Source organism: Balneola vulgaris DSM 17893, assembly GCF_000375465.1.
Classification (GTDB): Bacteria; Bacteroidota; Rhodothermia; order Balneolales; family Balneolaceae; genus Balneola; species Balneola vulgaris.
This window is the reverse complement of sequence record NZ_AQXH01000001.1, coordinates 1,252,191-1,276,268: the sequence shown is the minus strand read 5'-3', so window position 1 is coordinate 1,276,268 and position 24,078 is coordinate 1,252,191. Positions and strand designations below refer to the sequence as shown.

Annotated in this window: 19 protein-coding genes and 1 riboswitch; of the genes, 1 reads left to right on the top strand and 18 read right to left on the bottom strand. The window is 41.3% G+C overall.

From position 1 onward, the window contains the following. Positions 1-7 precede the first annotated feature (7 nt). The 11 genes from murC to B155_RS0105445 form a co-directional block, all read right to left on the bottom strand. Positions 8-1,456, bottom strand: a complete 1,449-nt coding sequence (gene murC, locus B155_RS0105495; RefSeq protein WP_018127247.1) for a UDP-N-acetylmuramate--L-alanine ligase — start codon at positions 1,454-1,456, stop codon at positions 8-10. Between the two features lie 4 nt (positions 1,457-1,460). Next, the gene (murG, locus tag B155_RS0105490) at positions 1,461-2,561 is read right to left on the bottom strand and encodes an undecaprenyldiphospho-muramoylpentapeptide beta-N-acetylglucosaminyltransferase (RefSeq protein WP_018127246.1); all 1,101 of its coding nucleotides are present in this window, start codon (positions 2,559-2,561) and stop codon (positions 1,461-1,463) included. After that, positions 2,554-3,744, bottom strand: coding sequence for an FtsW/RodA/SpoVE family cell cycle protein (locus B155_RS0105485; protein ID WP_018127245.1), 1,191 nt, complete (start codon positions 3,742-3,744; stop codon positions 2,554-2,556). Before B155_RS0105485 ends, murG begins: the two co-directional genes overlap by 8 nt. Then, positions 3,744-5,102 (bottom strand): UDP-N-acetylmuramoyl-L-alanine--D-glutamate ligase, encoded by a 1,359-nt coding sequence (gene murD, locus B155_RS0105480; RefSeq protein ID WP_018127244.1) that lies wholly within the window; start codon positions 5,100-5,102, stop codon positions 3,744-3,746. The genes B155_RS0105485 and murD overlap by 1 nt, the downstream gene beginning before the upstream one ends. Then, positions 5,102-6,238, bottom strand: coding sequence for a phospho-N-acetylmuramoyl-pentapeptide-transferase (gene mraY, locus B155_RS0105475; protein ID WP_018127243.1), 1,137 nt, complete (start codon positions 6,236-6,238; stop codon positions 5,102-5,104). The genes murD and mraY overlap by 1 nt, the downstream gene beginning before the upstream one ends. Continuing rightward, the gene (locus B155_RS0105470) at positions 6,238-7,707 is read right to left on the bottom strand and encodes a UDP-N-acetylmuramoyl-L-alanyl-D-glutamate--2,6-diaminopimelate ligase (protein WP_018127242.1); all 1,470 of its coding nucleotides are present in this window, start codon (positions 7,705-7,707) and stop codon (positions 6,238-6,240) included. The genes mraY and B155_RS0105470 overlap by 1 nt, the downstream gene beginning before the upstream one ends. Then, complete coding sequence (locus B155_RS0105465) at positions 7,708-9,876, bottom strand: peptidoglycan D,D-transpeptidase FtsI family protein (RefSeq protein WP_018127241.1); 2,169 nt, start codon at positions 9,874-9,876, stop codon at positions 7,708-7,710. Then, on the bottom strand, positions 9,876-10,292 hold the full coding sequence (locus tag B155_RS0105460) for a hypothetical protein (RefSeq protein WP_018127240.1): 417 nt from the start codon (positions 10,290-10,292) through the stop codon (positions 9,876-9,878). Before B155_RS0105460 ends, B155_RS0105465 begins: the two co-directional genes overlap by 1 nt. After that, the gene (gene rsmH / locus B155_RS0105455; RefSeq protein WP_026167218.1) at positions 10,289-11,215 is read right to left on the bottom strand and encodes a 16S rRNA (cytosine(1402)-N(4))-methyltransferase RsmH; all 927 of its coding nucleotides are present in this window, start codon (positions 11,213-11,215) and stop codon (positions 10,289-10,291) included. The genes B155_RS0105460 and rsmH overlap by 4 nt, the downstream gene beginning before the upstream one ends. 1 nt (position 11,216) lies before the next feature. After that, positions 11,217-11,693 carry a division/cell wall cluster transcriptional repressor MraZ gene (gene mraZ, locus B155_RS0105450; protein WP_018127238.1) on the bottom strand — a complete coding sequence of 159 codons (477 nt, stop codon included), beginning with the start codon at positions 11,691-11,693 and terminating at the stop codon, positions 11,217-11,219. Positions 11,694-11,969: 276 nt separating this feature from the next. Continuing rightward, on the bottom strand, positions 11,970-13,103 hold the full coding sequence (locus tag B155_RS0105445; protein ID WP_018127237.1) for a DmpA family aminopeptidase: 1,134 nt from the start codon (positions 13,101-13,103) through the stop codon (positions 11,970-11,972). 153 nt (positions 13,104-13,256) lie between these two features. Here B155_RS0105445 and B155_RS0105440 point away from each other — a divergent pair, with 153 nt between their 5' ends. Next, positions 13,257-14,630, top strand: a complete 1,374-nt coding sequence (locus B155_RS0105440; protein ID WP_018127236.1) for an FAD-containing oxidoreductase — start codon at positions 13,257-13,259, stop codon at positions 14,628-14,630. Here B155_RS0105440 and B155_RS13020 read toward each other — a convergent pair whose 3' ends face one another. From B155_RS13020 to B155_RS0105405, 7 genes are all read right to left on the bottom strand, one after another. Next, positions 14,631-15,734, bottom strand: coding sequence for a homoserine dehydrogenase family protein (locus B155_RS13020; protein ID WP_018127235.1), 1,104 nt, complete (start codon positions 15,732-15,734; stop codon positions 14,631-14,633). Further along, positions 15,727-16,755 (bottom strand): homoserine O-acetyltransferase MetX, encoded by a 1,029-nt coding sequence (gene metX / locus B155_RS0105430; RefSeq protein ID WP_018127234.1) that lies wholly within the window; start codon positions 16,753-16,755, stop codon positions 15,727-15,729. Before metX ends, B155_RS13020 begins: the two co-directional genes overlap by 8 nt. Positions 16,756-16,815: 60 nt before the next feature. Beyond that, on the bottom strand, positions 16,816-17,364 hold the full coding sequence (locus B155_RS0105425; RefSeq protein ID WP_018127233.1) for an OsmC family protein: 549 nt from the start codon (positions 17,362-17,364) through the stop codon (positions 16,816-16,818). A 10-nt stretch (positions 17,365-17,374) separates the two neighbouring features. After that, positions 17,375-18,691 (bottom strand): O-acetylhomoserine aminocarboxypropyltransferase/cysteine synthase family protein, encoded by a 1,317-nt coding sequence (locus tag B155_RS0105420; RefSeq protein ID WP_018127232.1) that lies wholly within the window; start codon positions 18,689-18,691, stop codon positions 17,375-17,377. A gap of 89 nt (positions 18,692-18,780) precedes the next feature. Continuing rightward, a riboswitch (SAM riboswitch) is annotated at positions 18,781-18,897 on the bottom strand. A gap of 235 nt (positions 18,898-19,132) precedes the next feature. Continuing rightward, on the bottom strand, positions 19,133-22,264 hold the full coding sequence (locus tag B155_RS0105415; protein WP_018127231.1) for a S41 family peptidase: 3,132 nt from the start codon (positions 22,262-22,264) through the stop codon (positions 19,133-19,135). A gap of 54 nt (positions 22,265-22,318) precedes the next feature. Beyond that, on the bottom strand, positions 22,319-23,206 hold the full coding sequence (era, locus tag B155_RS0105410) for a GTPase Era (RefSeq protein WP_018127230.1): 888 nt from the start codon (positions 23,204-23,206) through the stop codon (positions 22,319-22,321). 115 nt (positions 23,207-23,321) lie between these two features. Continuing rightward, the gene (locus B155_RS0105405; protein WP_018127229.1) at positions 23,322-24,041 is read right to left on the bottom strand and encodes a pyridoxine 5'-phosphate synthase; all 720 of its coding nucleotides are present in this window, start codon (positions 24,039-24,041) and stop codon (positions 23,322-23,324) included. Positions 24,042-24,078 lie beyond the last annotated feature (37 nt).

Below are 24,078 nucleotides of genomic sequence, written 5' to 3'. Positions count from 1 at the left end.
ATCCGTTTTACTCAGCGTTGCGATCCTCTGGTTTTCTCGGTTTAAAAGTTCCGGTTGTGAGCTCCTGTACAAAAGCTTCGCCAAATTTGTAAATATCTCCTGCCCCCATGGTGATGATGATATCACCGGGTTGTACAATTTCACGCAGGGTGTCGGTTACTAATTCTTTGTTCTCAACATATACCACATTCTTGTGCCCATACTGCTCTGCGGTATCCGAAATCAATTTTCCTGTAACACCTTCAATTGGTTTTTCGCGGGATGGATATACATCCGTAACCACCATCACTTCCGCATCAAAGAATGAGAGCCCAAATTCTTTGTAGAGTTCTTGAGTTCGAGAGTATAAATGCGGTTGAAATACTGCTACAATTCTGCGTTCAGGCCAGCCTTTATGGGCTGCACTTAAAGTGGCTTGTACTTCAGTTGGGTGGTGAGCGTAATCATCAATCACGATTACACCTTGCTCTTCAGCTTTCAACTGGAAGCGTCTAAATACGCCTTCATATCGTTCGAGGCCTTTTTTAATCAGCTTGAAGTCGATGTTCAATTCGATACCTGTGGCAACAGCTGCTAAGGCATTTTTCACATTATGATCGCCAGGAGCTTTGATAGTAATTACACCGAGTTTCTCACCGTCATTCATTACGGTAAAGGTGCTCGTAAACTTATTCATCTGAATGTCTACAGCACGAATCTGAGCTTGCGGAGTAAGACCGTAAGAAATGATACGACGCTCTAACTGTGGCAGTATACTGCGTACGTTTGAGTCATCAAGGCATACAACCACGGCACCATAAAAAGGGACTTTGTTCGCGTAGTCGATAAAAGCCTGCTTCACATCGTCTAAGTCATCGTAAATATCTAAATGCTCCGCCTCGATATTGGTGATAATAGCAATAGAAGGAGTAAGGCGAAGGAATGTTCGATCAAATTCATCAGCTTCAACAACTATAACATCACCTTTGCCTACCACGGCATTAGTTTTGTCGAAGCTATGCACTTTCCCGCCTACCATAATGGTTGGGTCGTAGTTACCATCTTGAGTAACATGGCCAATCATAGTAGTAGTGGTAGTTTTACCATGCGTTCCAGCTACGCCAATCCCGAACTTCATCTTCATTAATTCGGCTAACATCTCAGCTCGTTTAATGGTAGGGATGCGTTGCTCTATAGCCGCTTTAGTTTCCTCGTTTTCGTGAGCATTTACAGCACTGGTATATACAACTACATCTGCTCCTTCAATATTTTCGGGGGCATGGCCTTGATGAACAATAGCTCCAAGTTCTTTCAAGCGATCGGTTGTTTCGTTAGACGCACCATCCGAGCCTGTTACTTTGTAACCTCTTTGTAATAAGATTTCAGCCATCCCGCTCATACCAATACCACCTATACCTACCATGTGTATATGCTTGGTTCTTCCAAATACGGGCTGTGTTTGTATTCTATTCTCCATCAGTTCAGTTACGCGAGGTTTTGGCTAGTTCTAAAATATCTTTAGCAATGAGTTCAGCGGCATTTGGCTTAGCAAGCGATAATGCAGCTTTATTCATAGCTCTTAATCGTTCTTGGTTTCTGAGTAAATCATTTACCAGGTTGGGTAAAGCAGCTTTTGCCTCTCTATCAAGTATGAGTTCAGAAGCTCCTGCATCTACCATCGATTTGGCATTCATTGTTTGGTGATCTCCAGCAACATTTGGAGACGGGATTAACACACTTGGTTTGCCTGTAATCATCAACTCTGAACAGGAGCTGGCTCCAGCACGGCTCACAACTAAATCACTAGCTGCATAGGCCTCAGGCATATTGTCGATAAAAGCGGTGAGGCGAACATTGGAATATTTCTCTAGATCCACTTCGTCCAGCAAGCTATCGATATATCGGCTACCACACTGCCATATCACTTGGATATCTTTTAGCTCTTCTAAATTTTCTTTTACAGCTTCGTTGATAGTCTTGGCACCACCACTGCCACCCATAACCATGAGTACAGGTTTGGTTGACTCAAAATCAAAAGCTTCTAAGCCTACCTGTCTGTCGGCTGTTACCAGTGTGTTACGCGTTGGGTTTCCAGACTCCACGATATTCGCACCTGGGAAATACTTTGCAGCATCCGAAAATGCGGTATACACCTTAGAGGCATATTTAGCTAACATTCTATTGGTAACCCCTGGAAAACTATTCTGCTCTTGAATCACTACAGATACCCTTCTTTGAGCTGCTACCCAACCTGCAGGCCCTGCAACATATCCACCACACGAAACCATAACTTGTGGTTTGAAGCGGCTTATAATTCCAAAACTTTGTAGGATACTGGTTACCAATTTTAGCGGGAATAACAGATTCTTTGCTGTTAAACGGCGATGGAATCCACTAATCCAAACATTCTTGATAGCATATCCAGCCTTTGGTACGGCTTTCCATTCCATGTGATTTTTGGTACCAACAAAGAGAATCTCAGTATCAGGGTTTTCTGCTTTCAATGCATCGGCAATGGCGATGGCGGGGTATACATGTCCGCCAGTTCCACCTGCTGCTATCAATACGCGGGGCTTATCCATAATAAATTTCCCTCCGTCCTTGATAGTGTTTCGAAATATTTAACAAAATGCCGACCATCAGTCCTGCAAATAGCATATTGGTTCCACCATAGCTCACAAAAGGCATGGGTAAACCGGTTACAGGCAATAAGCCACTAGCTACACCTGCATTCACATAACCGTATAAAACTAATGTGAGGGTACAACCCACGGCCAATAACGATCCCAATGTGTCTTCAGCGCGTTTAGCAATAATGGCTATACCTCTGAATAAAATGAGGGTGAACAACAGTATTAAACTCATGGCGCCTAAAAGGCCATATTCTTCAGCAATGATGGCAAAAATGAAATCATTATATGGAGCTGGTAGGAAATCTCGTTGTGTACTCTTGCCAATCCCAACTCCTAGAAGTTCTCCTCGAGCTATAGCGATATGCGCTTGCTGTGCTTGGTAGCCTGCTCCTTGAAGAATTTCAGCGCTTTCAATGTCTTTAATTTGTCGAACGTATTCATCGATACGATTTTGGCGATTTTCTGAAAGCCCGAGCAATACCACCGCACCAAGTACACCCATAATCACAAGAGTGCTTAAATGCATAACATTCACTCGTCCGATGAACATCACAATCATGCAGATACCAAATAGTAAACCTGCACTACTAAAATCTTGTACGCCAATTAGTGCGCATGTAACACCAATCCAAAACATGATAGGGAGGAAGCTCTTCCCAAAATCTTTGATATAGTCCTGCTTTTCTGATAACAGTACACAGATATGAACAAGCAGAGCTACCGTTGCTAAAGTGGATGGCTGGAAGGTAAACCCGCCGATATTCAACCATCTTTTGGCTCCAAATTGTTCCACCCCGAATAGTAGCACAGCAATTAGTAGCACCCAGCTAACAACCATGCCTAAGCGACTAAATTTAGCTAAGGTGTGATAGTTTATTTTTGAAGCGATCAACATCACTATAAAGGAAACACCAAGTTTGAAGAGGTGTTCTGTAACAAGTGAAAATGCAGTTGTTGATTTTGATTCTGCGAAGTAAGCAATGGATGAGTACACCGCTAGCACCCCGAACATCATCAGCGCAACAATAGCCATCAAAAGATAGCGGTCGCTGCCTTGCGTACGGGTATCGATATCTTCAGGGCTGGTGCCTAAGATATTCGAAAGGTTGCTATGCGGACTCGTGTATATCATTAAAGCTTATGTACTTCGTCTTTAAAAACTCGACCTCGGTGTTCGTAATCATCAAACATATCGAAGGATGAACACGCGGGACTTAAAAGCACTACTTCGCCTTTTTTAGCTCCTTTTCGAGCCATTCGCACGGCTTCGGCCATATCGTTGGCTTTCTTGAAAATGGGTGCTGCTTGGCCTAGTTGCTCTTCAATGCGATTTTGGGATTCACCAATAGCTATAATAGTGTGAACCTTTTCTTTAATGAGGTCTACAATCTCAGTGTAGTCGTTGCCTTTGTCGCGCCCACCAATAATTAACGTCATGGGCACATGGATGCTATCAAGGGCAAACCAAACAGCATTTACATTAGTGGCTTTGCTATCATTTATGTACTTCACACCATCTAAAACACGTACGTTTTCTAAACGATGCTCCACACCCATAAATGAGCGAAGGCTTTCACGAATCGCATCATTTTTAATTTCAGCCGCACGTGCTGCTAGGGCAGTGGCTAAGCCATTATTGAGATTGTGTCTTCCATTTAATCCTACTTCATTAACCGGCATGAGTGTTTCTTCCTTGTTATTGAATTTGAAGATGATATCGTTATTGCGAACAAAGGCGCCTTCAGGCACTTCTTGCTGATTTGAAAAGCTCCATAACTTTGGATGCTTGTTCGAATCTTGCAGTTTCTCCACAAACGCTTTGATGGTTGGGTCATCGTAATTAAAAATGAACCAGTCATCCGTATTTTGATATTCTGTTATTCTGAATTTGGCAGCGGCATAGGAATCGAAATCATTCCCATATCGATCTAAGTGATCTGGTGTAATATTGAGTATCACACTGATATTTGGGTGGAATGAGTGTATATGGTCTAATTGAAAACTGCTGATTTCTAAAATCACATCTCGGTTATCCATTACTTGATCTGCAACTTCCGAAAAGGCCGTTCCGATGTTACCACCTACAGTAAAATTCTTAGTCGTTTGCTTCCAAGTATGTCCAATCCAGTTTGTAACCGTTGTTTTGCCATTACTTCCTGTAATAGCAACTACACGGTCGTTTGTAAACCAACTGGCCACTTCAATTTCTGAATACACTTTTTTGCCTTCATTCAAGTAAGACTGAACGATAGGCGCTTCGGTTGGAACGCCTGGGCTCAATACCATAAACTCGCCTTCTGAAGCCTTCTCGGTATGACCATGTTCCTCAAATGAAATGTGCTTTGCTTGTAGCTCATTCTTGAACTCTTCTTTGATCCCTCCAAAGTCGGATACAAACACACTAGCTCCTTGCCTTTTTAGCAATAGAGCAGCGGCTATACCACTTCTAGCGGCACCTATAACAACGATATGTTTATCCTTAACCGTCATTATCTAATTTTCAGAGTTAATAGACTTATGATTCCAAGCATCACTGTAATAATCCAAAAGCGAACTACGATCTTTTGTTCAGACCAACCCTTCTTTTCGTAATGATGGTGGATTGGAGTCATTAAAAAGACTCGTTTGCCTACGCCATATTTCCTTTTTGTGTACTTGAAGTAGGTTGTTTGTATGATTACTGAAAGTGTTTCGAAGAAGAATACTCCGCATACAAACGGTAATAAAAGTTCTTTGTGAAGCATCAATGCGAGTGCGCCAAAGGCACCTCCTAAAGCAAGGCTACCTGTATCTCCCATAAATACGGATGCAGGATTGGAGTTATACCACAAGAAGCCCATGCACGCACCAATTAAAGCCGCACAGAAAATGGTTAACTCACCGGCGCCCGGTAAGTACATAATGTCTAAGTAAGTCGATAAATCAGTTCGGCCAGATACATAAGCGAAGATGGCGAATACAAACCCACAAATGGCGGAAACACCTGATGCTAAACCATCCAAACCATCAGTTAAATTGGTGGCGTTACTTACAGCTGTAATCACAAAAACGGCCACGGGGATGTAAATTAACCAGCCTAGTTCTTCACCGAAGATTGCGTAGTCGATGTTTACATTCTTCAGGAATGGAACAGTTGATAGTGTATTTACATCGGCAAAGTCGGGGTGGAAGTACAATACTGATCCAACCACAACCCCTACAACAACCTGTCCAACAATCTTAAATCGACCTGCAAGTCCACTCTTGTCTTTCTTAACAACCTTGATGTAATCATCAATAAAGCCAACTGTACCAAGCGCGGCTAACACAAATACTACTAACCAAGCGTATATACTATCCATCTTCATAAAAAGAATAGAAGGAATGAGGATAGCGAGGAGTATGATAACCCCACCCATAGATGGAGTTCCTGCCTTAACTTTATGATGATCTAAACCAACATCATCGCGAATAACTTCTTTTAACTGCATGTTACTTAACCATGCAATGATTCGTCGGCCAATGATTAAACTGATAATAAGTGATGTAACCGCTGCTAAACCCGTACGCGTTGAGATATAGGCAACCGCACCAGCACCCGGGAATTCAATGGAGGCATCAAGCCATTTGAAGAGTTCGTATAGCATTAGTTGAGCCCTCCAAGTTTAGCTGTTAAGGCTTCACGTGCTACTTCACGGTCATCAAAATGATGACGTTCACCGTTAATTTCTTGGTAGTTTTCATGTCCCTTGCCTGCTATCAATATTATATCAGAGGCATTAGCAGTTTGAATGGCATATTTGATGGCTTCATCACGCGACGTGATACTGCTTACATTTTCAGTAGACTCAAAACCCTGAAGGATATCGGCGATTATGACGTCTGGGTTCTCAGTTCGAGGGTTATCACTAGTTACAATTACTAGATCTGCGAACTGTTCAGCCGCTTGCGCCATTTTTGGTCGTTTACTGGTATCACGATCACCACCAGCACCAAATACACAGATTAATTTCTGATCAGTACCTTCTTTCAGTGATTTTAATGTAGTAAGTACATTTTCTAGTGCGTCAGGCGTGTGGGCATAATCCACAATTACAGTAGGTAATTTATCCTTACCACTTTCTAGCGTCACATTTTCCATTCTACCTGGAGCACCATCAACCTTAGTAAGGGCATCTGCGATAACAGCGGAGTCAAGACTTAAGGCTTCACACACCAAATAAGCTTGTGCTATGTTATAGGCATTAAAGTTACCCGATAGTGAAGAAGAGAGTTCTTGGCCATGTACTTTAAGTTGTAGCCCTTCTGCAGTATTTGATAAAATGGCATTTCCTTCCTCTTCAAAACTGAATTTGATGAGTTGTGCATCACATTGAGCAATCATTCTCTTGCCATAGGCATCATCTACATTAACTATAGCTGTACCATCTGCAGGTAAACGATCAAACAGTAGCTTTTTTGCTGCTGCATACTCTTCGATATTATTGTGGTAGTCTAAATGATCTTGAGATAAATTTGTGAATACACCAATATCGAAGCTAAAGCCATTCACTCGTTCTTGATGAAGCGCATGCGAAGATACTTCCATAACTAAGTATTGAGATCCTGCATCCACCATAGCTCTCATATCTGAAGCCAATTCAATTGGATCGGAAGTAGTGAGTTTGCTATCAATGGTTTCATCTAAAATCTTTTTAGCTACAGTGCCCAACAATGAGGCTTTGTAACCACATTCCATAAGAATTTGATATACCAGAGTAGCCGTAGTGGTTTTACCATTTGTGCCCGTAATACCAACTACTTTCAACTGATTGGCAGGGTTGCCGGCCATCTTATGTGCAAGTGGACCTATTAAACTGCGTGTATTTTCCACTTCAATTATGCACACATCTTCGTCGCTATAAAACGACTCTTCACAGATAACTACTTTGGCCCCACGGTAGATGGCATCTTCCATAAAAGCATGCCCATCAACTTCATGCCCACGAATTGCAATAAATACAGACCCATCTGTAACCTGTCTTGAATCTTGAACAAGAGGTCCCACCACGGTATCAGATTGATACTTAGAGGTATCAAGTGGGTTAATGAATTCTATGAGTTCTTGAATGGTCAACTATTCTTCCTTCTGGGTGATTAGTTCTAATGTCTTTGCTTTTCCTCGAAGAGTAACAGAGCTACCTTTGCGCATGAATTGCCCAGCTAGTGGGAATTGCGAATAAATGGTACCTGAACGGATAATTTTAGTCTCTAAACCTAGATCAGCGAGAAGGGTACTTGCGCTTCTCATGCTCATACCGCGTAAATCTGGTATTTCTATTAACCCTTTGTCTAAATTCGAACTATCAGCAACCATTTTGGTTTCCGATAATGTGAGAATAATTTCTTGGTCACCTTCTAATGGTGTTCCTGCATCAATGTTTTGTGCAATTACATACCCATCGTCTCCTTTAATGGAGTATGGAATGTTCAATTCATCTAAAATTACTTGGCTGGCTGTTTTTGTATTTCCAACTAATAATGGAGCTTTAGGGATGTTTGGAAGCTCGTCCTCTGGCTTCATAGATTTTTGGATGTCACCGTCTAAAGCAGCAATACGTTTAGCTGTTTCACGGAAAATAGGTCCCGCTGTAAAACCGCCATAACCACTCGTTTTTGGCTCGTTTAAGAAGATAAGGCACACATATTTTGGATCTTCAGCTGGGAAGAAGCCAACAAAAGATGCTAAGTATTTATTAGAGTAACGACCTTGATAAACTTTCTTTGCAGTTCCTGTTTTACCAGCAATTCGAAGTCCTTCAATCTGAGCGTATTCACCCGTACCAGAGTCGGTTACAACGCTTTCGAAAACAGGCATTAACTTTTGAATAGTCTCACGATCGGCAACTCTTCGGATTTGCTCTGGTTCAGCTTTAAAAATCGTTTCGCCATGTTGGCTCTCAATACGCTCTACAAGATAAGGTCTCATCAAACTGCCCTCGTTTGCAAAGGCTGAATAAGCTTGAGCCACTTGAATAGGAGTGGCTAATAGCTCATAACCATGCGACATCCATGGAAGACTTACTAAACTCCATTCGTAGGGTTTGTTTAATACGCCGGCTACTTCACCTGTGATATCAATATTGGTTTCTGAGCCGAATCCAAGATTACGCGCATACTGATAAAATACTTTAGGCTGAAGTCGCATTGCGATTTCAGCCGTAGCAATATTGGAGGATTTTTGAATCACTTCTTGGAAGGTCATATCCCCGAGTGGATCGTGATCTCTCAATTTGAGCCCATGAATCTCAACTACGCCATCATCAGGTGTTTCGAATACTTCATCAAAAGAGATAACATTCTGTTCCACTGCAGCTATAGCAGTAACAAGCTTAAAGGTAGATCCGGGTTCAATCATATCCGAGATCGCAAAATTTCGACGATTTTCGTCTTCACTAGCTCCGGGGTTGTTTGGGTCATAGGTCGGGTAGTTCGCCATGGCTTTAATTGCACCCGTTTTAGGATCCATGATAATCCCAGTACCATAATCAGCTAAAGTCTTGTCGACCCCTTTTTTGAGTTCATCTTCCAGGATGGCCTGAATGTAAGAATCGATAGTAGTGTAGATTGAATGTCCGTTCTCAGGGAGTTTTTTAGGGGCACCAACATATGCTGAGATTCTATTGCGAGGGTCTCTGCGAACTTGCTGAACACCATCTTTGCCTTTCAATTCTTCATCATAGTAGGCTTCAAGACCTGTTCGTCCAGTCATGTTGTGGTTCACAAAGCCAAGTACATGAGCCGCTAAAGAACCAAAGGTATACTTTCGTTTAAAGCTCTCTTCAATAATTACACCTTTGATACCTAATGATTGAACCGCATTCTTTACAATAGGGGATAAGTCTTTCCCTAAAACGATATATCGAGATCGAGGCGATGCTGATGCTATACGGTTTTTGTAATGGGAAGCAGGAGTATTGGTTTCTTTAGCTAAGGTCTGAGCCAACTCATCAATATGAGCTTGAGTAACGGCGTAATTTCCTTTGCTGTCTTTCACTTTAGGATCGAGTGCAATGGTATAATTCGCCATATTAGTGGCAAGTAAAGTTCCATTGCGATCGTAAACATTGCCACGTTGGGCAGGGATTGGAATAGAATCGATAGCCTGCTGGCTCCATAGTTGGCGCAGTTCTTCCCCTTCCAGATAATTAATCCGAACTAATTGGAACGCAAGAACACAGGGTATGAGCATCATCAGCCCAAACACCAAGAACATACGACCTAATATGGGGTTACTATCTTGCATCACTCCTTAATCACTATCACTTTATCAGCAGGGCCACCGTTTATAAATCCGGCAGCTTCAGCTTTGTTATAGATGTCGGCAGGACCAACCATGCGATCATATTGTAATTGAAGCGCATCATGTTGGCTGCGAATGATGTTGTACTGGCTCTCGAGTTGCTGTACCTCTTCCAATAGTCTTTGCGTTGCAAATACATGGGTAAGGTATAAGAAACCAAAGGCGCCAAGTATGACCGTGCCTAAAATCACTTTCCAAGGCTTGATGTCTTGAAGTCGGCGTGTCATGGTTCTGTTCACTCTTTGGGCCGACTTTCGCTTACCATTCGATGATGGATTGGGGGAGTCGAGGTCGGGAAGAGGAACTCGGCGGAGGTTAGGTCGAGCTTCGCGCTTTTTAAGTGGGGATTGCACGATCATGACTGTTCTCCTTCAACTTTTTCGGCGATGCGTAGTTTAGCGCTACGAGCTGCCGAGTTTTTAGCAACCTCATCAGGCGATGGGGTTATAACCTGTCTGTTTACAGGCTTAATCGGGGAAATAACGTTTCCGTAAAAATCTTTCTCTTGTTCGCCCTCAAAGTTACCGGCTTTAAAAAACTTCTTAACAATGCGGTCTTCAAGCGAGTGGTACGACATCACAACGATACGCCCACCAGGCTTCAGTACTTCTAGCGATTGACTGAGTACATCTTTAAGTACATCAAGCTCTCTGTTTACCTCAATGCGAATGCCTTGGAATACTCGCGCTAACGACTTTACAGCAAACTTTGGAGGTACAATCTCTTTGATGATCGCAGCAAGCTCACCCGTTGTTTCAATAGGTCGGTTTTCAATAATCGCTTTCGCAATTTGACGGCTGCCACGTTCTTCTCCATAATGGAAGATTACATCTCGTAGGCGTTCGTACTCATATTCATTAACCACTTGGTAAGCTGATATTCCCGATAGGTTACCCATTCGCATATCAAGTGGACCATCTTCTTGAAAACTGAATCCACGTTCAGCTTCTTTAATTTGATGCGTTGAAACTCCAAGATCTAATAGGATTCCGGCTACCTGACCATGTACATGGGGAGGTAGAATGGTAGTCAGGTAACCGAAATTGCCTTTTATAATCTTAAACCGAGGATCTTGGCCAATGCGTTTAGAAGCAGCGGCAATAGCTTCATCATCTTGATCGATAGAATAAAGCGTGCCTTCATCACTAAGACGGGCTAAAATTTCTTTGGAATGCCCTCCACCACCTAAGGTGGCGTCTATATATATAGCGTCTTTGTCTGTGATTAGTGCATCCATGCACTCATTCAACATAACCGGGATGTGTTCGATATACTCTGACATCTTAGACCTCCCCGGAATCGGTGACGTCACCATCACCCAATACTTGCTCAAAAATGTCGGTGACAAAGTCCTGATCTAAACTTTCGTCAGCTTCGGTAAGCTTGGTAGGATCCCAAACTTCTATATGGTCGCCCATACCAACAAACACAACTTTAGAAGAGATTTCAGAATATGCTAAATGATCAGAGGGGACAGCAATTCTGTTCTGTTTGTCGAGAGATACGTCTTCAGCAAAACGTAGGAAGTGGCGTTTTACCAATCGCCCTTTTTTACTAAAGGAATTTACTTTAGATAAGCGTTCTTCTACTAATTCCCACTGGTCGTCTGGGTATAAATAGAGACATTTATCGGATTGGCTGCGCACGATTGTGAAGCGTTCTTGAGCGTCGGGACTGAGAGATTTACGCAGTTTGGCAGGGAAGGCTACACGACCTTTATCGTCTATACTATGCTCGTATTGTCCTTTAAAGCTAGGCACGGTTCCCGACCAGAAGATTTAAGATTGCTAAAAATTGGAATGTGCGAGTAGTCCCCACTATCTCCCACTTCACCCCACAATGTACCCTAATCTTCCATATCGTGTCAAGAATTTTGTTTAGGAATCTTAATATTTAACATGAAGCATGCATTGAACCCATCAATATACATAGAGAAAGCACTCAAAATGAGCTATAAATGCCGTTTTGAGTGCTTTAATTAAAATTGGGTAGAAAGTGGGAGGATTTTGTGGGAGAAAATGGGTGAATGGCTAAAATCAGCGATCGATGTGGTTATACTTTTGCATGATCTCCAAAATTGTATTGATAGGTAATGCTTTTTGATCACCGTTATGTCCTTCTATATCCTCGGCATGGAAAAGGGAGTTTAGAATAGCTTCTTCGGTTGCTTCAACAGTAGCTAAGAATAAGGGCGACATCGCTTTGTTATCTAAGTTCGAAATCTCTTTTACGGGCGAACGGTCGTCTAAATGAATACGCACACCTTCATGTGTTGAAAATGCAATTACATAATCACCACTTCCATTACTAGCGAAGCCCCCAACTTTAGCAATACCTAGAAAAGCTCGTCGTGCTAATCGTTTTAGGTTTCGTGCATTTAGAGGAGCATCGGTAGCTACAACAATCATTATTGAGCCATCTACATCATAGGGCACCACATTCGACAAGTAATGGTTCTTGAGTTCTTCACCAACCGGAACACCATCAATAGTAAGTACACCCCCGAAGTTGGATTGCACCAGTACCCCAACAGTATATCCTCCCAACTCTAGAGGTAGCGTTCGTGAAGACGAACCAATTCCACCTTTAAAACCTAAAGCTCTAGTGCCAGCCCCAGCACCAACATTGCCTTGTGCTACTTTACCAGTGTTAGCATTTTCAATCGCACTATATATATGGTCAAAATTCACATGACGACCACGAATATCGTTTAGGTAACCATCATTGGTTTCGCCTACAATTGGATTTACCGATCGCACATTCTGATTGCCTGACAGCTGTAACATGTAATCCGTTATAGCATTGGCAACCGTGTGAATACTTAAGGTATTGGTAAGGCCAATAGGTGTTTCAATTTCACCGAGTTCTTCTATTTGAGTAAAGCCTACCGCTTTGCCAAAACCATTTCCTACATAAACTGCAGCGGGTACTCGCTCACGGTACATATTTCCATCATGAGGCAGTATCATGGTTACCCCAGTATGTATTTGAGTGCCTACGTGTATAGTATGATGCCCAACTTTTACGCCATGAACATCCGTGATTGAATTCAATGGCCCGGGTGTTAAAATACCTGGTGTGATTCCAAAAGTTCGAACATCAGCACGTTGTTGAGCTGTAGCTGTTGATGCAATACCTATTATACAGAGAAGAAGAAGTAAGTTTTTCATACAAGTCCCATTTATTTGCAGGAGGATAAAACAAATTAGCAACAATTCAATGGAACAGTATAATGGGCTAAAGATTATATCTAGGACCAAATAGGGAAATAGACTATATAATATAGACATGAATTGAATTGAGAATATCAATGCAGTAGATACATGGAAAAGTTTGATGCTATAATCATAGGCACTGGTCAGGCAGGACCTACTATTGCAGCACGATGTGCAAAAGAAGGATTGAAAACAGCTATCATTGAAAAAGATAAATTTGGTGGTACTTGTGTGAACACTGGTTGTACTCCAACAAAAGCCATGGTAGCAAGTGCTAGAGTAGCCCATCAAGTGAATAGGGCCAATGAATATGGAGTAGAAATAGATGGCGAGGTATCCATAAACTTTTCAACTATAAAAAAGCGCAAAGATGAGCTAGTAAAGAATTCTTCGGAAGGGCTTAAAAAGTGGCTTTCAGAAACCAATAATTTAGAAGTGATTGAAGGCCATGCTCGATTTACATCAAATAAAGTTATACAAGTTGGTGAGCGTAGCTTAGAAGCCGATAAGATTTTTATCAATACTGGAGGGCGAGCATCTATTCCGGAAGGGGTGCAAAGTGCGGATTACCTTACGAATAAAGAAATCATGGAGCTGGATGAAGTCCCAGAACACCTAATTATAGTTGGGGGAAGTTACATCGGCTTAGAGTTTGGACAAATGTTTAGAAGATTTGGGAGCGAAGTTACCATCATTGAAATGCGAGATGAGATTATAGGAAGGGAAGATCCCGCATCTTCAAAATGCATTAGAGAAATACTAGAAGAGGAAGGAATCAAATTTCGATTGAATGCTAAATGCATCAGTGCTTCGAATGCAGAAAGTGGGGTAAAAGTGCAGGTTGACTGTAATGATGGCCCTCCTGAACTGGAAGGAAGTCATTTATTGGTGGCAACAGGTAGGAAACCGAATACCGATGATCTTGGCTTAGAGCTAACAGCCATTGAGACAGATGAGAAGGGATTTATTAAAACAGATGACACCTTAAAAACCTCTGTGAATAATATTTGGGCGGTAGGAGATGTAAATGGAAAAGGTGCTTTTACCCACACGGCTTATAACGATTATGAAATCGTGGTTGCAAACTTATTTGATGATGACTCTCGAAAAGTAAGCGATCGAATACTTTGCTATTCTTTATTCACCGATCCCTCATTAAGCCACATTGGTATGTATGAACAAGAAGCGAGATCATCAGATAAAAATGTGCTAGTTGGATATAGAGAGATGTCGAAAATAGCCCGCGCAAAAGAACGAGGTGAAACCAAAGGCTTTATTAAAATATTAGTTGATGAAGACACTGAGAAGATTCTGGGTGCAACAATTATTGGGGTGAATGGGGACGAGATCATCCATTCATTATTAGATGTCATGTATGCAGATAAACCCTACACCGTGATTAGTAGGGCAGTACATATCCACCCTACTATTTCTGAGTTAATACCCACCATACTCCAAGACTTAAAACCTTTAGAAGGCTAATTATTTAAGTATTTGAAGTGCTATTTCTATGATGTTTGAAAGCACTCCTGCTGCAGTGACTTCTTTACCAGCGCCAGGACCTTGTATCACGATGGGGGAGTGCGCATAACGTTGAGTGAATATCTGAATTAGATTATCGGTGCCCTTTAAACCTCCAATGGGAGAATCAGCTTGAACCTCTTCAATACCCACATGAATTTTTCCTTCCTCAAACACCCCAGTATATCGAAGTCGCTTGTTGTTCACTAATGCTTTCGCATTTCGATTCTTCCAATGAGTATCAAACTGCTTTAATTCTTTAAAGAAATCATCCAAGTCTAATTGGTCCAATCCTTTTGGAACGAGGGTCTCAACAGCGATGTCTTTTCTTTCAAGTTGATAGCCACATGTTCGCGCTAGAATTAAGAATTTTCGTGCAACATCTTCTCCGGATAAATCATCTCTTGGATCAGGTTCACTATATCCTTCACTCTTTGCGTTATAAACAACCTGACTGAACGGAACCCCTTGCTGTAACTGATTAAAGATATAGGTCATAGTTCCCGACACTACACCACTTATTCTAGTTACACGATCACCACTTTCTATTAAATCAGTAATCGTATTGATGACTGGGAGCCCTGCACCCACTGCGGTTTCATACTTATAATGAGCTACTTTGTCTTTATTCAGGCTAAATAGCGTTTCAAAATATGCTTGATCAAAGGTATTCGCTCTTTTACTTGGGGTAGCGATATGGATGCCGTGCTCTAATAACTTGGCATATTGTTTGGCTACTACTTCACTACCTGTAGCATCAACAAATACAAGATTGTTAAGCTGTTTGGAGATGAGAACGTCAACGATATGTTCCCAGTTTGTTGGTGATGCTATACTTGATAGTTCGGATTCAATATCTAGAGATTCCGGTAGCCAACTCACTTTTTTACTATTACATAATCCTAGTAAGTGGACATGAATTCGTGGATGCTCAAGCGCTTCGATTTGCTGAATGAGCGTGCCTCCAACGGCGCCAACTCCTGCTATAAATACATGGATGGTTGGTTTGGATGGATGTTTGGGTTTAGAAACTATAGCTTGGGTTTTGAGGTCTACATTACTCATGATTGGACTCAAGTAGATTTAAAAAATTGGAAATGTGTGTATTGATTTGCTCGAATTCGATCAGAAAAGCATCATGCCCATAGGGTGATGACACTTTTTGATATTGAGCATTTGGGAGTATATCAGCGAGTAATTGCTGTTCATTCGGGGGATAGAGTATGTCTGAATCAAAGCCTAATACAAGGGTGGGGACATTTCGTAAAGGGGTGCTCTCACGTTCCCGACTTATATCATGACTATCCATAGACTTGCTTAATACGATATAAGCATTGGCATCAAATCGTGTTGCGAGCTTAGAGCCTTGATATCTCAAATACGATTCGACTTCATAGATATCTTTTTCACCATTGATGGATCTACCAAACTTTGATTGATAGTTTTCGGGAGCTCTGTATGTAATCATAGCCATCGCACGGGCAGCTTTAAGTCCGTTTACAGGAGGGGCATCATCTTCATAAAAACCATTATCCCAATTTTTGTCTGCTTGTATGGCAAGCCGTTGTGCTTCACTGATGCCGATTGCCCAAGGTTGATGTTCAGCTCCCATTGCCATGAGAATAGCAGCGTGTACTCTATCATCCAATAAACTTAACTCAAGAGCCACCATTCCTCCCATTGATCCTCCTACAACAAGTTGAATCCCTTCAATGTTTAAATGGTCAAGTAATCGCTGTTGAAATCGGACAAGGTCACGAATTGTGATGTGAGGGAAATCAGCTCTATACTTTTTTTGTGTATCAGGGTTTATGGATGTTGGTCCTGTAGAGCCATAACAACTACCGAGGTGATTGATGCAAATCACAAAGTGTTTGTCTAAATCAATAACGCTATCCTCATGGAATAGACCGTAGAACCAATCTTTAGCATCAGAGTTGCCTGTAAGGGCATGGCATATCAATATCACGTTATCTCTTGAGGCATTTAATGTACCCCAAGTGTGATAAGCGAACTCTAGCTTACTGAAGGTATATCCAGCTTCCGTGTTAAACGGTGCAGTTGATTGATGAAAATGTTCGGACATAGTAATTTTTGTAATTGAATAAGAAGTGGACTGCACATTCCTGCACAGCCCACTTAGAGGTCAATTTGTTGAATTTTGAAATTGTATAGATCCCTTTACAGAAACAGGATTTTGAATAACATCTAATACCGGGCACTGTTCTTCAGTGAGTATTTTCAGTTTTTCAAGTTTGGTAGTATCTGTTTCGGTAGTATCAATAGTGGTGCTAAAGTGAACGGTATGGAACCCTGGGCGAATGTCTTTGTGAAGATTTAAAAACCCTCTTAGATCTAATTCTCCAGATGCTTCCACTTCAATCTTATTGATGGGGATGTTCAAAGTAACAGCGTAGGCTTTAACCACTATTTCTTGGCAAGCACATAAAGCTCCTAACAATAATTCAGTAGGAGTGGGAGCTTTATCGTTACCGCCAAGTACGCTTGGTTCGTCTGAATAGTAATCAAACTGCCGAGAGCTGATTTTGGCAAGAAGCCCGTCGGATAATTCAGATTTTGTTTTGAATACCGTATGCGCCTTACGCTCGTCTTCTTGAATCGCTTTAGATAAACTACTTACAGCCCGCCCTATTTGATGGGCAGAATTGAGTGTTGTTGGATTGGTTAAACTCATTGGGAACCTCCTAAACGGCTACAGCAGTTTTAATGGCATTGAATGAGTGCTCGAAATCAGCAATGATGTCGTCGATGTGCTCGATTCCTACCGATACTCGAATTAAATCACCCGTTACTCCCGATGCATTTTGCTCGATTTCATTTAGTTGCTGATGCGTAGTAGAAGCAGGGTGAATGAGTAAGGTTTTAGCGTCACCAACATTTGCTAAGTGACTAGCCAATTCCACCTTCTCGATAAAGGTGCGCGCTGCTTCATAACCTCCTTTAACACCGAAAGTAAATACAGATCCAAAGTGGTCTTTTTTGAAGTAGTACTTTGCTCTGTCATGGTAGTCATGAGATTCTAAGCCGGTAAAGTTTACCCATTCAACTTGTTCATGATTGTTTAACCACTCAGCAAGTTTTAAGGCATTGCTGTTATGTCTTTCAACACGAAGTGACAGGGTTTCTAAGCCTTGTAGTAGTAAGAAGCTATTGAATGGAGATTGTGCAGCTCCGAAGTCACGTAAGCCTTCAACACGAGCACGGATAGCGAAAGCGATGTTACCAAAAGGTCCCTCGTCGCCAAATACTTCCCAGAAATTTAACCCATGATATCCAGGTGATGGTTCACTGAAGAGCGGGTAATTTCCATTGCCCCAATTAAAGTTACCTCCGTCAACTATCACGCCACCAATTGAAGTACCATGTCCGCCAATCCATTTTGTAGCTGATGCAGTTACAATATTCGCACCATGTTCAATTGGACGAACGATAGCACCACCAGCCCCAAAGGTGTTGTCGACGATTAGAGCGATTCCATGCTTTTGAGCAAGCTTTGATAAACCTTCAAAGTCGGCCACGTTGCCGCGTGGGTTACCAATCGATTCAACATAAAGTGCCTTTGTGTTTTCATCGATCAGTTTAGCAAATGCCTCGATGGTGTCTTCTTCAGCAAAGCGAACATCTATTCCTAAGCGAGGAAGCGCAACTTTGAATTGGTTGTACGTTCCACCATATAAAAATTGAGTGGAGACCACGTTATCGCCTTTCTGAGCTAAGGTGGAGATGGCTAAAAACTGGGCGGCTACTCCTGAACTAGTGGCAACAGCTGCAACTCCTCCTTCAAGCGCAGCTATACGCTTTTCAAATACATCCGTAGTTGGGTTCATGATACGGGTGTAAATGTTGCCGAATTCACGCAGTCCAAATAGGTTGGCCGCATGTTCGGTGTTTTTGAAATTGTAAGAAGTGGTTTGGTAGATGGGAACAGCTCGTGATCCAGTTGTTGGATCTACTTCTTGTCCTGCATGTAGTTGTAAAGTTTCGAATTTTAAAGAACTCATTGTATTTGTGATTTTTGATTATTTGTTGAAATAAAAAAGCCCCTTTCGGGGATGAGTCCGAAAGAGGCATTACAAATACAAGCTCTTCGCACTCATCTTTCCATGCACTAGGCACGGCAGGATGTAGCACCTTTTTCATTGCATATAGCAATGAACGGTTGCCAAGGCTTCACAGGACCTGATCCCTCCACCTTTCTTGATGAGAATGCACGATGTTAAAGAACGAATAAAACTAACAGCCAATAAAAAAGTCCTTCAGATCATGCACTCCAAAGGACTTTTAAAACGATTTTGGTTATACCTTAGCCCTTTGTGTATATGTGCTTACAACACATCATACACATCATAGCTTGGTTGGTATATTGGCCAGTTAATTTCATTGCACAAATGTTAGGAGTAATTTTTTTTAGGTGCAACCCTAATTTTTTCGAGCATTAAAATTTAATTCTTATTGAGTTCTTTAAGCACATGTTCGATCGCTAAATCGAGCTGAGGGTCTTGCCCTAATAATCGATCTTTAAAAGTATTATCAGCTTCGATATCAGGCTTTACACCAGTCATTTCAAGGTTTTCACCAGTTAAAGAATACACTCCCCATGACGGTAAACGATAGAACGAACCGTCTACTAATCCTTTGCCAGAAGTAAAGATGATCCAACGATATGTTTCATTTCCAATCACGGTTCCTAAGCCTAGTTCTTTAAAACCGGCAGTTGTTACTTCGGCATCACTGAGCGACTGCTCATTGATCAATAGCACAATGGGTTTACTAGCAGGACTAAAATTCGGTTGCGGCGCTAATTCACCATCTCTATACGCCCAGTTTAGGTAAGGGCGCTGTGATAGAAACTGTAACACAGCGTCATGCACATTACCTCCCGTGTTATATCTTAAATCTAAGATGAGTCCATCTCTTGAATACGCTTCAGAAGTCATTTCAATGAGGAAATCATCCAGCGAGCCGCCACCCATATTTTTCATGTGAACATACGCGATACGTTTGTCTGATTGAGTGTCAACCCGGTGCTGGTTTGCATCCACCCATTCATCATATAAACCCGTTTTGATATTATTATAGGATGTAGGATGAATTTTAACAGTCTTTTCCTCATTGCCAGATTTAAAACTTAGTAGCAGTTCATCAGCTCTGTTCGGTGAGCTGAAATAAGATACTCTATTGATATCTGTGTGTACTGGTGTTCCATTTACAGCCGTTAGTATATCACCTTGAACGATGGGCGTTTTGCTTATATATGCGGGGCTTCCTTTTACCGTGCCTGCTACTTTATAAGGATTATCTTGGTCCCAAATAATACCAGTGGCTAAGGTGAAGGTTGAATGATAGGTGTTTTCCTCTTCACCAAATGTGCTAAAACCCATATGAGAGCTATTCAACTCTCCAAGCATATCGTTATTCAAACGGCGCAAATCCGCTCTAGATTGAACAAAGGGTAAATAAGATTTATATCTCTTTCGTATAGCTTTCCAGTCGATGCCATGGAACTCATTATCATAGAAATTCTCTTCAATATTAGCCCATAATTCATCAAACATTTGATTGAACTCATCCGCCAAGGAGCGTGTAAATTCAAACTCTAAGTCTATCTTGTCTGCTTTTGCCGATGAAGGATTAATCGATATAATATTACCTCTTGATAACCCAAATACTTTACCATCGATGGCAACAAGCCCTCCACCAAAAACAGGAGGGTCAATTTTTTGAGTTTTAGGATTATTAAAAGGCTCTAGGGTTGTTATCCAAAGGGAAGAACTTCCTTCATCATGATTGCTGCCATAGAAGATGTGTGTTTTGTTACCATCCTGAATAACAAAGGGACTAAATTGGTTTCCAAATATAGCTCCAACACGCTCCATGCGATCTAGTAATCCTTCCTCATTGATAGTAATTTCAATATTTGAATTGTCGTCTTTTTGATCCTTTTCATCTTCAGATTCATTGAATAATTCATCGAATAAGGTTGATTTAAATGGATCTTGATAGAGGTCTAGTGCCATTCTATACAAGTCGGCATCCCCACTTCCTCGTGGATAAGAGGGAGAAACACGGTTTGTCGCAAAATAGATGTATTTGCCTTCTGGTCCCCAATAAGGTCCGCTTTCACTAACACCAGTATTGGTGAGATTGAGGGTCTTTTTTGAATCTAAATGATGGACAAAAACATCGGTTTCGAAATTTCTCCTAGCCGAGTACAGTACATAATTACCATCAGGAGAAAAGGAGGGGGCATCGTTTTGGAAGCCCCAAAATTCATCTTCAACTATAAGCTCACTCTTAAATGACTTGAGGTCCATAACACGAAGCTCATTTCGCCCACTTAAATACACCCCTTTCGTCCGATCATGATTCAGAGTTATAAGGCGGTTGTTCTGACTGTCATTGCTATGTTGTTTGGCATTACTCGAACCATCAGCAGCAATTGTAAACCAGTTCTGGTAGCCATTTACAGTTTGGTTGAATAAAACGGTTTTGCTATCTGCTAACCATTTTACCTCAAGTACTCTTCCTGAAGGTGTTGTTGATAAATGACGTACAAATTTTCCTTTTATATCAGATATGAATAGTTCACCCCGTGATACAAATGCTAGTTTTTTGGAATCAGGAGAGACATCGAACGCTGAGATATTGCCCTTAACATCAAAATCTTGAGTTTTTGCCAGGGTGTAATTTTTGAAAACTCTAGGTCGAATGGGTGTGGTATTACCCGAGCGCACATCATACTTAAATAACTGATACTCTTTTTCGAAAACGATAGTGCTTCCATCCGCACTAATAGAAGGATTGTAGATAGAGGTATTAAAATTTGTGAGTCGTTTCTTTTGTCCTTCAACCAACTGGAACAAGTTGTACTCTTTGTTTCCTTCATCTGAAACGAAATAGGTATCGCCTGATTGTGACAGGATTACACCAAAATCTTTTCCTTCGTAATCAGTGTATTGTGTGAGAGTCTGAGTTTCGAGATTATATGATTTTATATCTGGATTGAATGATCCCACATATCGCTTACGGTGTTTAAAATTCCAACTTTCCCAGGTCTCATTGAAAAAGATTTCGCCAGTTTTGGGATGCACGGCGATATTGTGTGCCATATTATGATAATGGCTGAATATGCGTTTAGGGGTGCCTCCATCAATAGATACTTTAAATCCTGTAACCCTATTATATCGATTGGAGGCTATGTAAATATGCTTTGAGTCCCAATCCCACGACTCTACGATGTCATTGGCTTGGTGGTAAGTTAGCTGTTGGATTTCGCCACCCTGCATAGGCATGATGTAAACATCATTATTCCCAAACTGATTAGAGCTAAAGGCCAACCATTTTCCATCAGGAGAAATAGAAGGGGTTCCCTCATTGCCGTCCATGGCAGTTAAACGAACAGCATTGTCGCCATTAATATCCGACTTCCATAAATCTGATTCGTAGGTAAATACGATGGTCTTCCCATCTGGGGATATTGCAGGATCGCCTAAAAACCGTTCATTTTGAGCAGCGGTGGATATAGCTCCGAAAATAAAAAATAAGAGAGTGCAGAGAATGTGTGAATACTTCATAATTAAACCCGAATTATTGAATGAATTCGAGTTTAAAGTATTTGCACGAGAAAATCAGTATCCGAAATTACGAACCATATTCTCTTTTTCACGCCATTTGTCTCGTACTTTAACATGAAGGTCTAGGAATACTTTGCGGCCAACAAACTCTTCGATAGTAGCTCGTGAAGCCATACCTAATTTCTTAATCGCTTTGCCACCTTTGCCTATAATCATTCCTTTTTGAGAACTTCTGTTTACAATCACTTCGGCATTGATATAGTCCAGGTCCTCGCGTTCTTCATATTGAATAATATCGACCGTAGCAGAATAAGGGAGCTCTTCATGGTATTGTAAGAACACCTGTTCGCGAATAAGTTCAGATACAAAAAATCGTACGGGGTGTTCACTTAGCTCATCTTTAGGATAAAAGGGTGGTCCTGGGGGAAGTAATTTAGAAATCCCTTCCATGAGTCCACTCATGCCAACTCCTTCTAAAGCAGAAATAAAGACTGTGCTGTTAAATTCGTAATCCTCGTTTAATGCGGCAGCTAAGGCTTCAACAGTTTCCTGCTCGGCGGTATCAATTTTGTTAACTACTAAGATTACTGGTTTTCGAAGGTGCTTGAGGGTGTCGAAAGCATATTCCGGCATATTCTTTTCATGAGCATCTACTATAAACAGAATTACATCGGCTTCTCTTTCTGCCTTTTCTACAAAACGCATCATAGCTTTTTGTAGCTCATACTTAGGATGAATAATACCAGGCGTATCTAAAAATATAATTTGAGAATTCTCTTCAGAATGAATTCCAATTATTTGATGACGAGTAGTTTGTGGTTTATGAGTGGTAATAGAGAGTTTAGTCCCTAGAATCTGATTCATTAAGGTTGATTTGCCCGCATTAGGCTTACCTACTATGGCTACATAACCGGATTTATGGGGGGTATTCGTTTCACTCATTATGATTCTCTCCTTTGTTTCCTCTCCCGCGGAGAGGAAGACTCGTTGATTAAATTTCTACTTTTGTTAAAAAGCATATCCTGCCTTGGAGGAAAAGATATGTAACCGAGATCAATCACCTTTCAATGATCTTTATATAATTCTCTACTGTTTTGCCCAGTCCATCAAAAATGGCATCACTAATAAGTGCATGGCCGATACTCACTTCATTGAGGTGAGGCACCGCATCTATAAACGGTTTAAGGTTTTGCTGGTTCAAACCATGTCCACCGTTTACTTTTATACCAAAACCGTGAGCAAGTTCTGCTGCTTTCGCTAAGCGATCTAGTTCTGCTTTCCTCAATGTATCATCGGCAGCATTAGCATAATTACCAGTGTGCAATTCAATGGCATCAGTGCCTAATTGATGTGCTAGCTCAATGTCCTCAGGATTAGGATCTAAGAACAAACTGATTTCAATAGGATGTTTACGAATAGCAGGGAATACTCGCGACTTAAAATCTTCAAATACAGCTTTCATGTTTAAGCCGCCTTCGGTTGTTAATTCAAGTCGGCCTTCAGGTACTAGGGTGCAAAGATGAGGTTGTACTTTAGCCAAGATCTGAATCATCTCATCGGTTGCTGCCATTTCAAAATCTAAGGTGCCAGTAACAGCATCTTTTAAAGCAAACACATCTTCATCTTTTATATGCCTGCGGTCTCCTCGCAAATGGAATACTATACCTGAAGCTCCATGTTGCTCGCAGATTTTGGCCGCATCAACAGGGTTAGGATATCCTTCGCCTCTAGCATTTCGAAGTGTGGCTACGTGATCTATATTAACTAGCAATCTCATTCTTTTTCAGTAATTTGAATAAACTTTTGATTCATTT

Excerpts from the sequence above, each read along its gene's own strand:
- metX (WP_018127234.1), bottom strand. The coding sequence starts at position 16,755 with ATGTCCGAACATTTTCATCAATCAACTGCACCGTTTAACACGGAAGCT.
- era (WP_018127230.1), bottom strand. The coding sequence starts at position 23,206 with ATGAGTGAAACGAATACCCCCCATAAATCCGGTTATGTAGCCATAGTA.
- B155_RS13020 (WP_018127235.1), bottom strand. The coding sequence starts at position 15,734 with ATGAGTAATGTAGACCTCAAAACCCAAGCTATAGTTTCTAAACCCAAA.
- mraY (WP_018127243.1), bottom strand. The coding sequence starts at position 6,238 with ATGCTATACGAACTCTTCAAATGGCTTGATGCCTCCATTGAATTCCCG.
- B155_RS0105425 (WP_018127233.1), bottom strand. The coding sequence starts at position 17,364 with ATGAGTTTAACCAATCCAACAACACTCAATTCTGCCCATCAAATAGGG.
- B155_RS0105415 (WP_018127231.1), bottom strand. The coding sequence starts at position 22,264 with ATGAAGTATTCACACATTCTCTGCACTCTCTTATTTTTTATTTTCGGA.
- B155_RS0105485 (WP_018127245.1), bottom strand. The coding sequence starts at position 3,744 with ATGATATACACGAGTCCGCATAGCAACCTTTCGAATATCTTAGGCACC.
- murC (WP_018127247.1), bottom strand. The coding sequence starts at position 1,456 with ATGGAGAATAGAATACAAACACAGCCCGTATTTGGAAGAACCAAGCAT.
- murG (WP_018127246.1), bottom strand. The coding sequence starts at position 2,561 with ATGGATAAGCCCCGCGTATTGATAGCAGCAGGTGGAACTGGCGGACAT.
- rsmH (WP_026167218.1), bottom strand. The coding sequence starts at position 11,215 with ATGTCAGAGTATATCGAACACATCCCGGTTATGTTGAATGAGTGCATG.
- murD (WP_018127244.1), bottom strand. The coding sequence starts at position 5,102 with ATGACGGTTAAGGATAAACATATCGTTGTTATAGGTGCCGCTAGAAGT.
- B155_RS0105460 (WP_018127240.1), bottom strand. The coding sequence starts at position 10,292 with ATGATCGTGCAATCCCCACTTAAAAAGCGCGAAGCTCGACCTAACCTC.
- B155_RS0105420 (WP_018127232.1), bottom strand. The coding sequence starts at position 18,691 with ATGAGTTCTTTAAAATTCGAAACTTTACAACTACATGCAGGACAAGAA.
- B155_RS0105445 (WP_018127237.1), bottom strand. The coding sequence starts at position 13,103 with ATGAAAAACTTACTTCTTCTTCTCTGTATAATAGGTATTGCATCAACA.
- B155_RS0105440 (WP_018127236.1), top strand. The coding sequence starts at position 13,257 with ATGGAAAAGTTTGATGCTATAATCATAGGCACTGGTCAGGCAGGACCT.
- B155_RS0105465 (WP_018127241.1), bottom strand. The coding sequence starts at position 9,876 with ATGCAAGATAGTAACCCCATATTAGGTCGTATGTTCTTGGTGTTTGGG.
- B155_RS0105405 (WP_018127229.1), bottom strand. The coding sequence starts at position 24,041 with ATGAGATTGCTAGTTAATATAGATCACGTAGCCACACTTCGAAATGCT.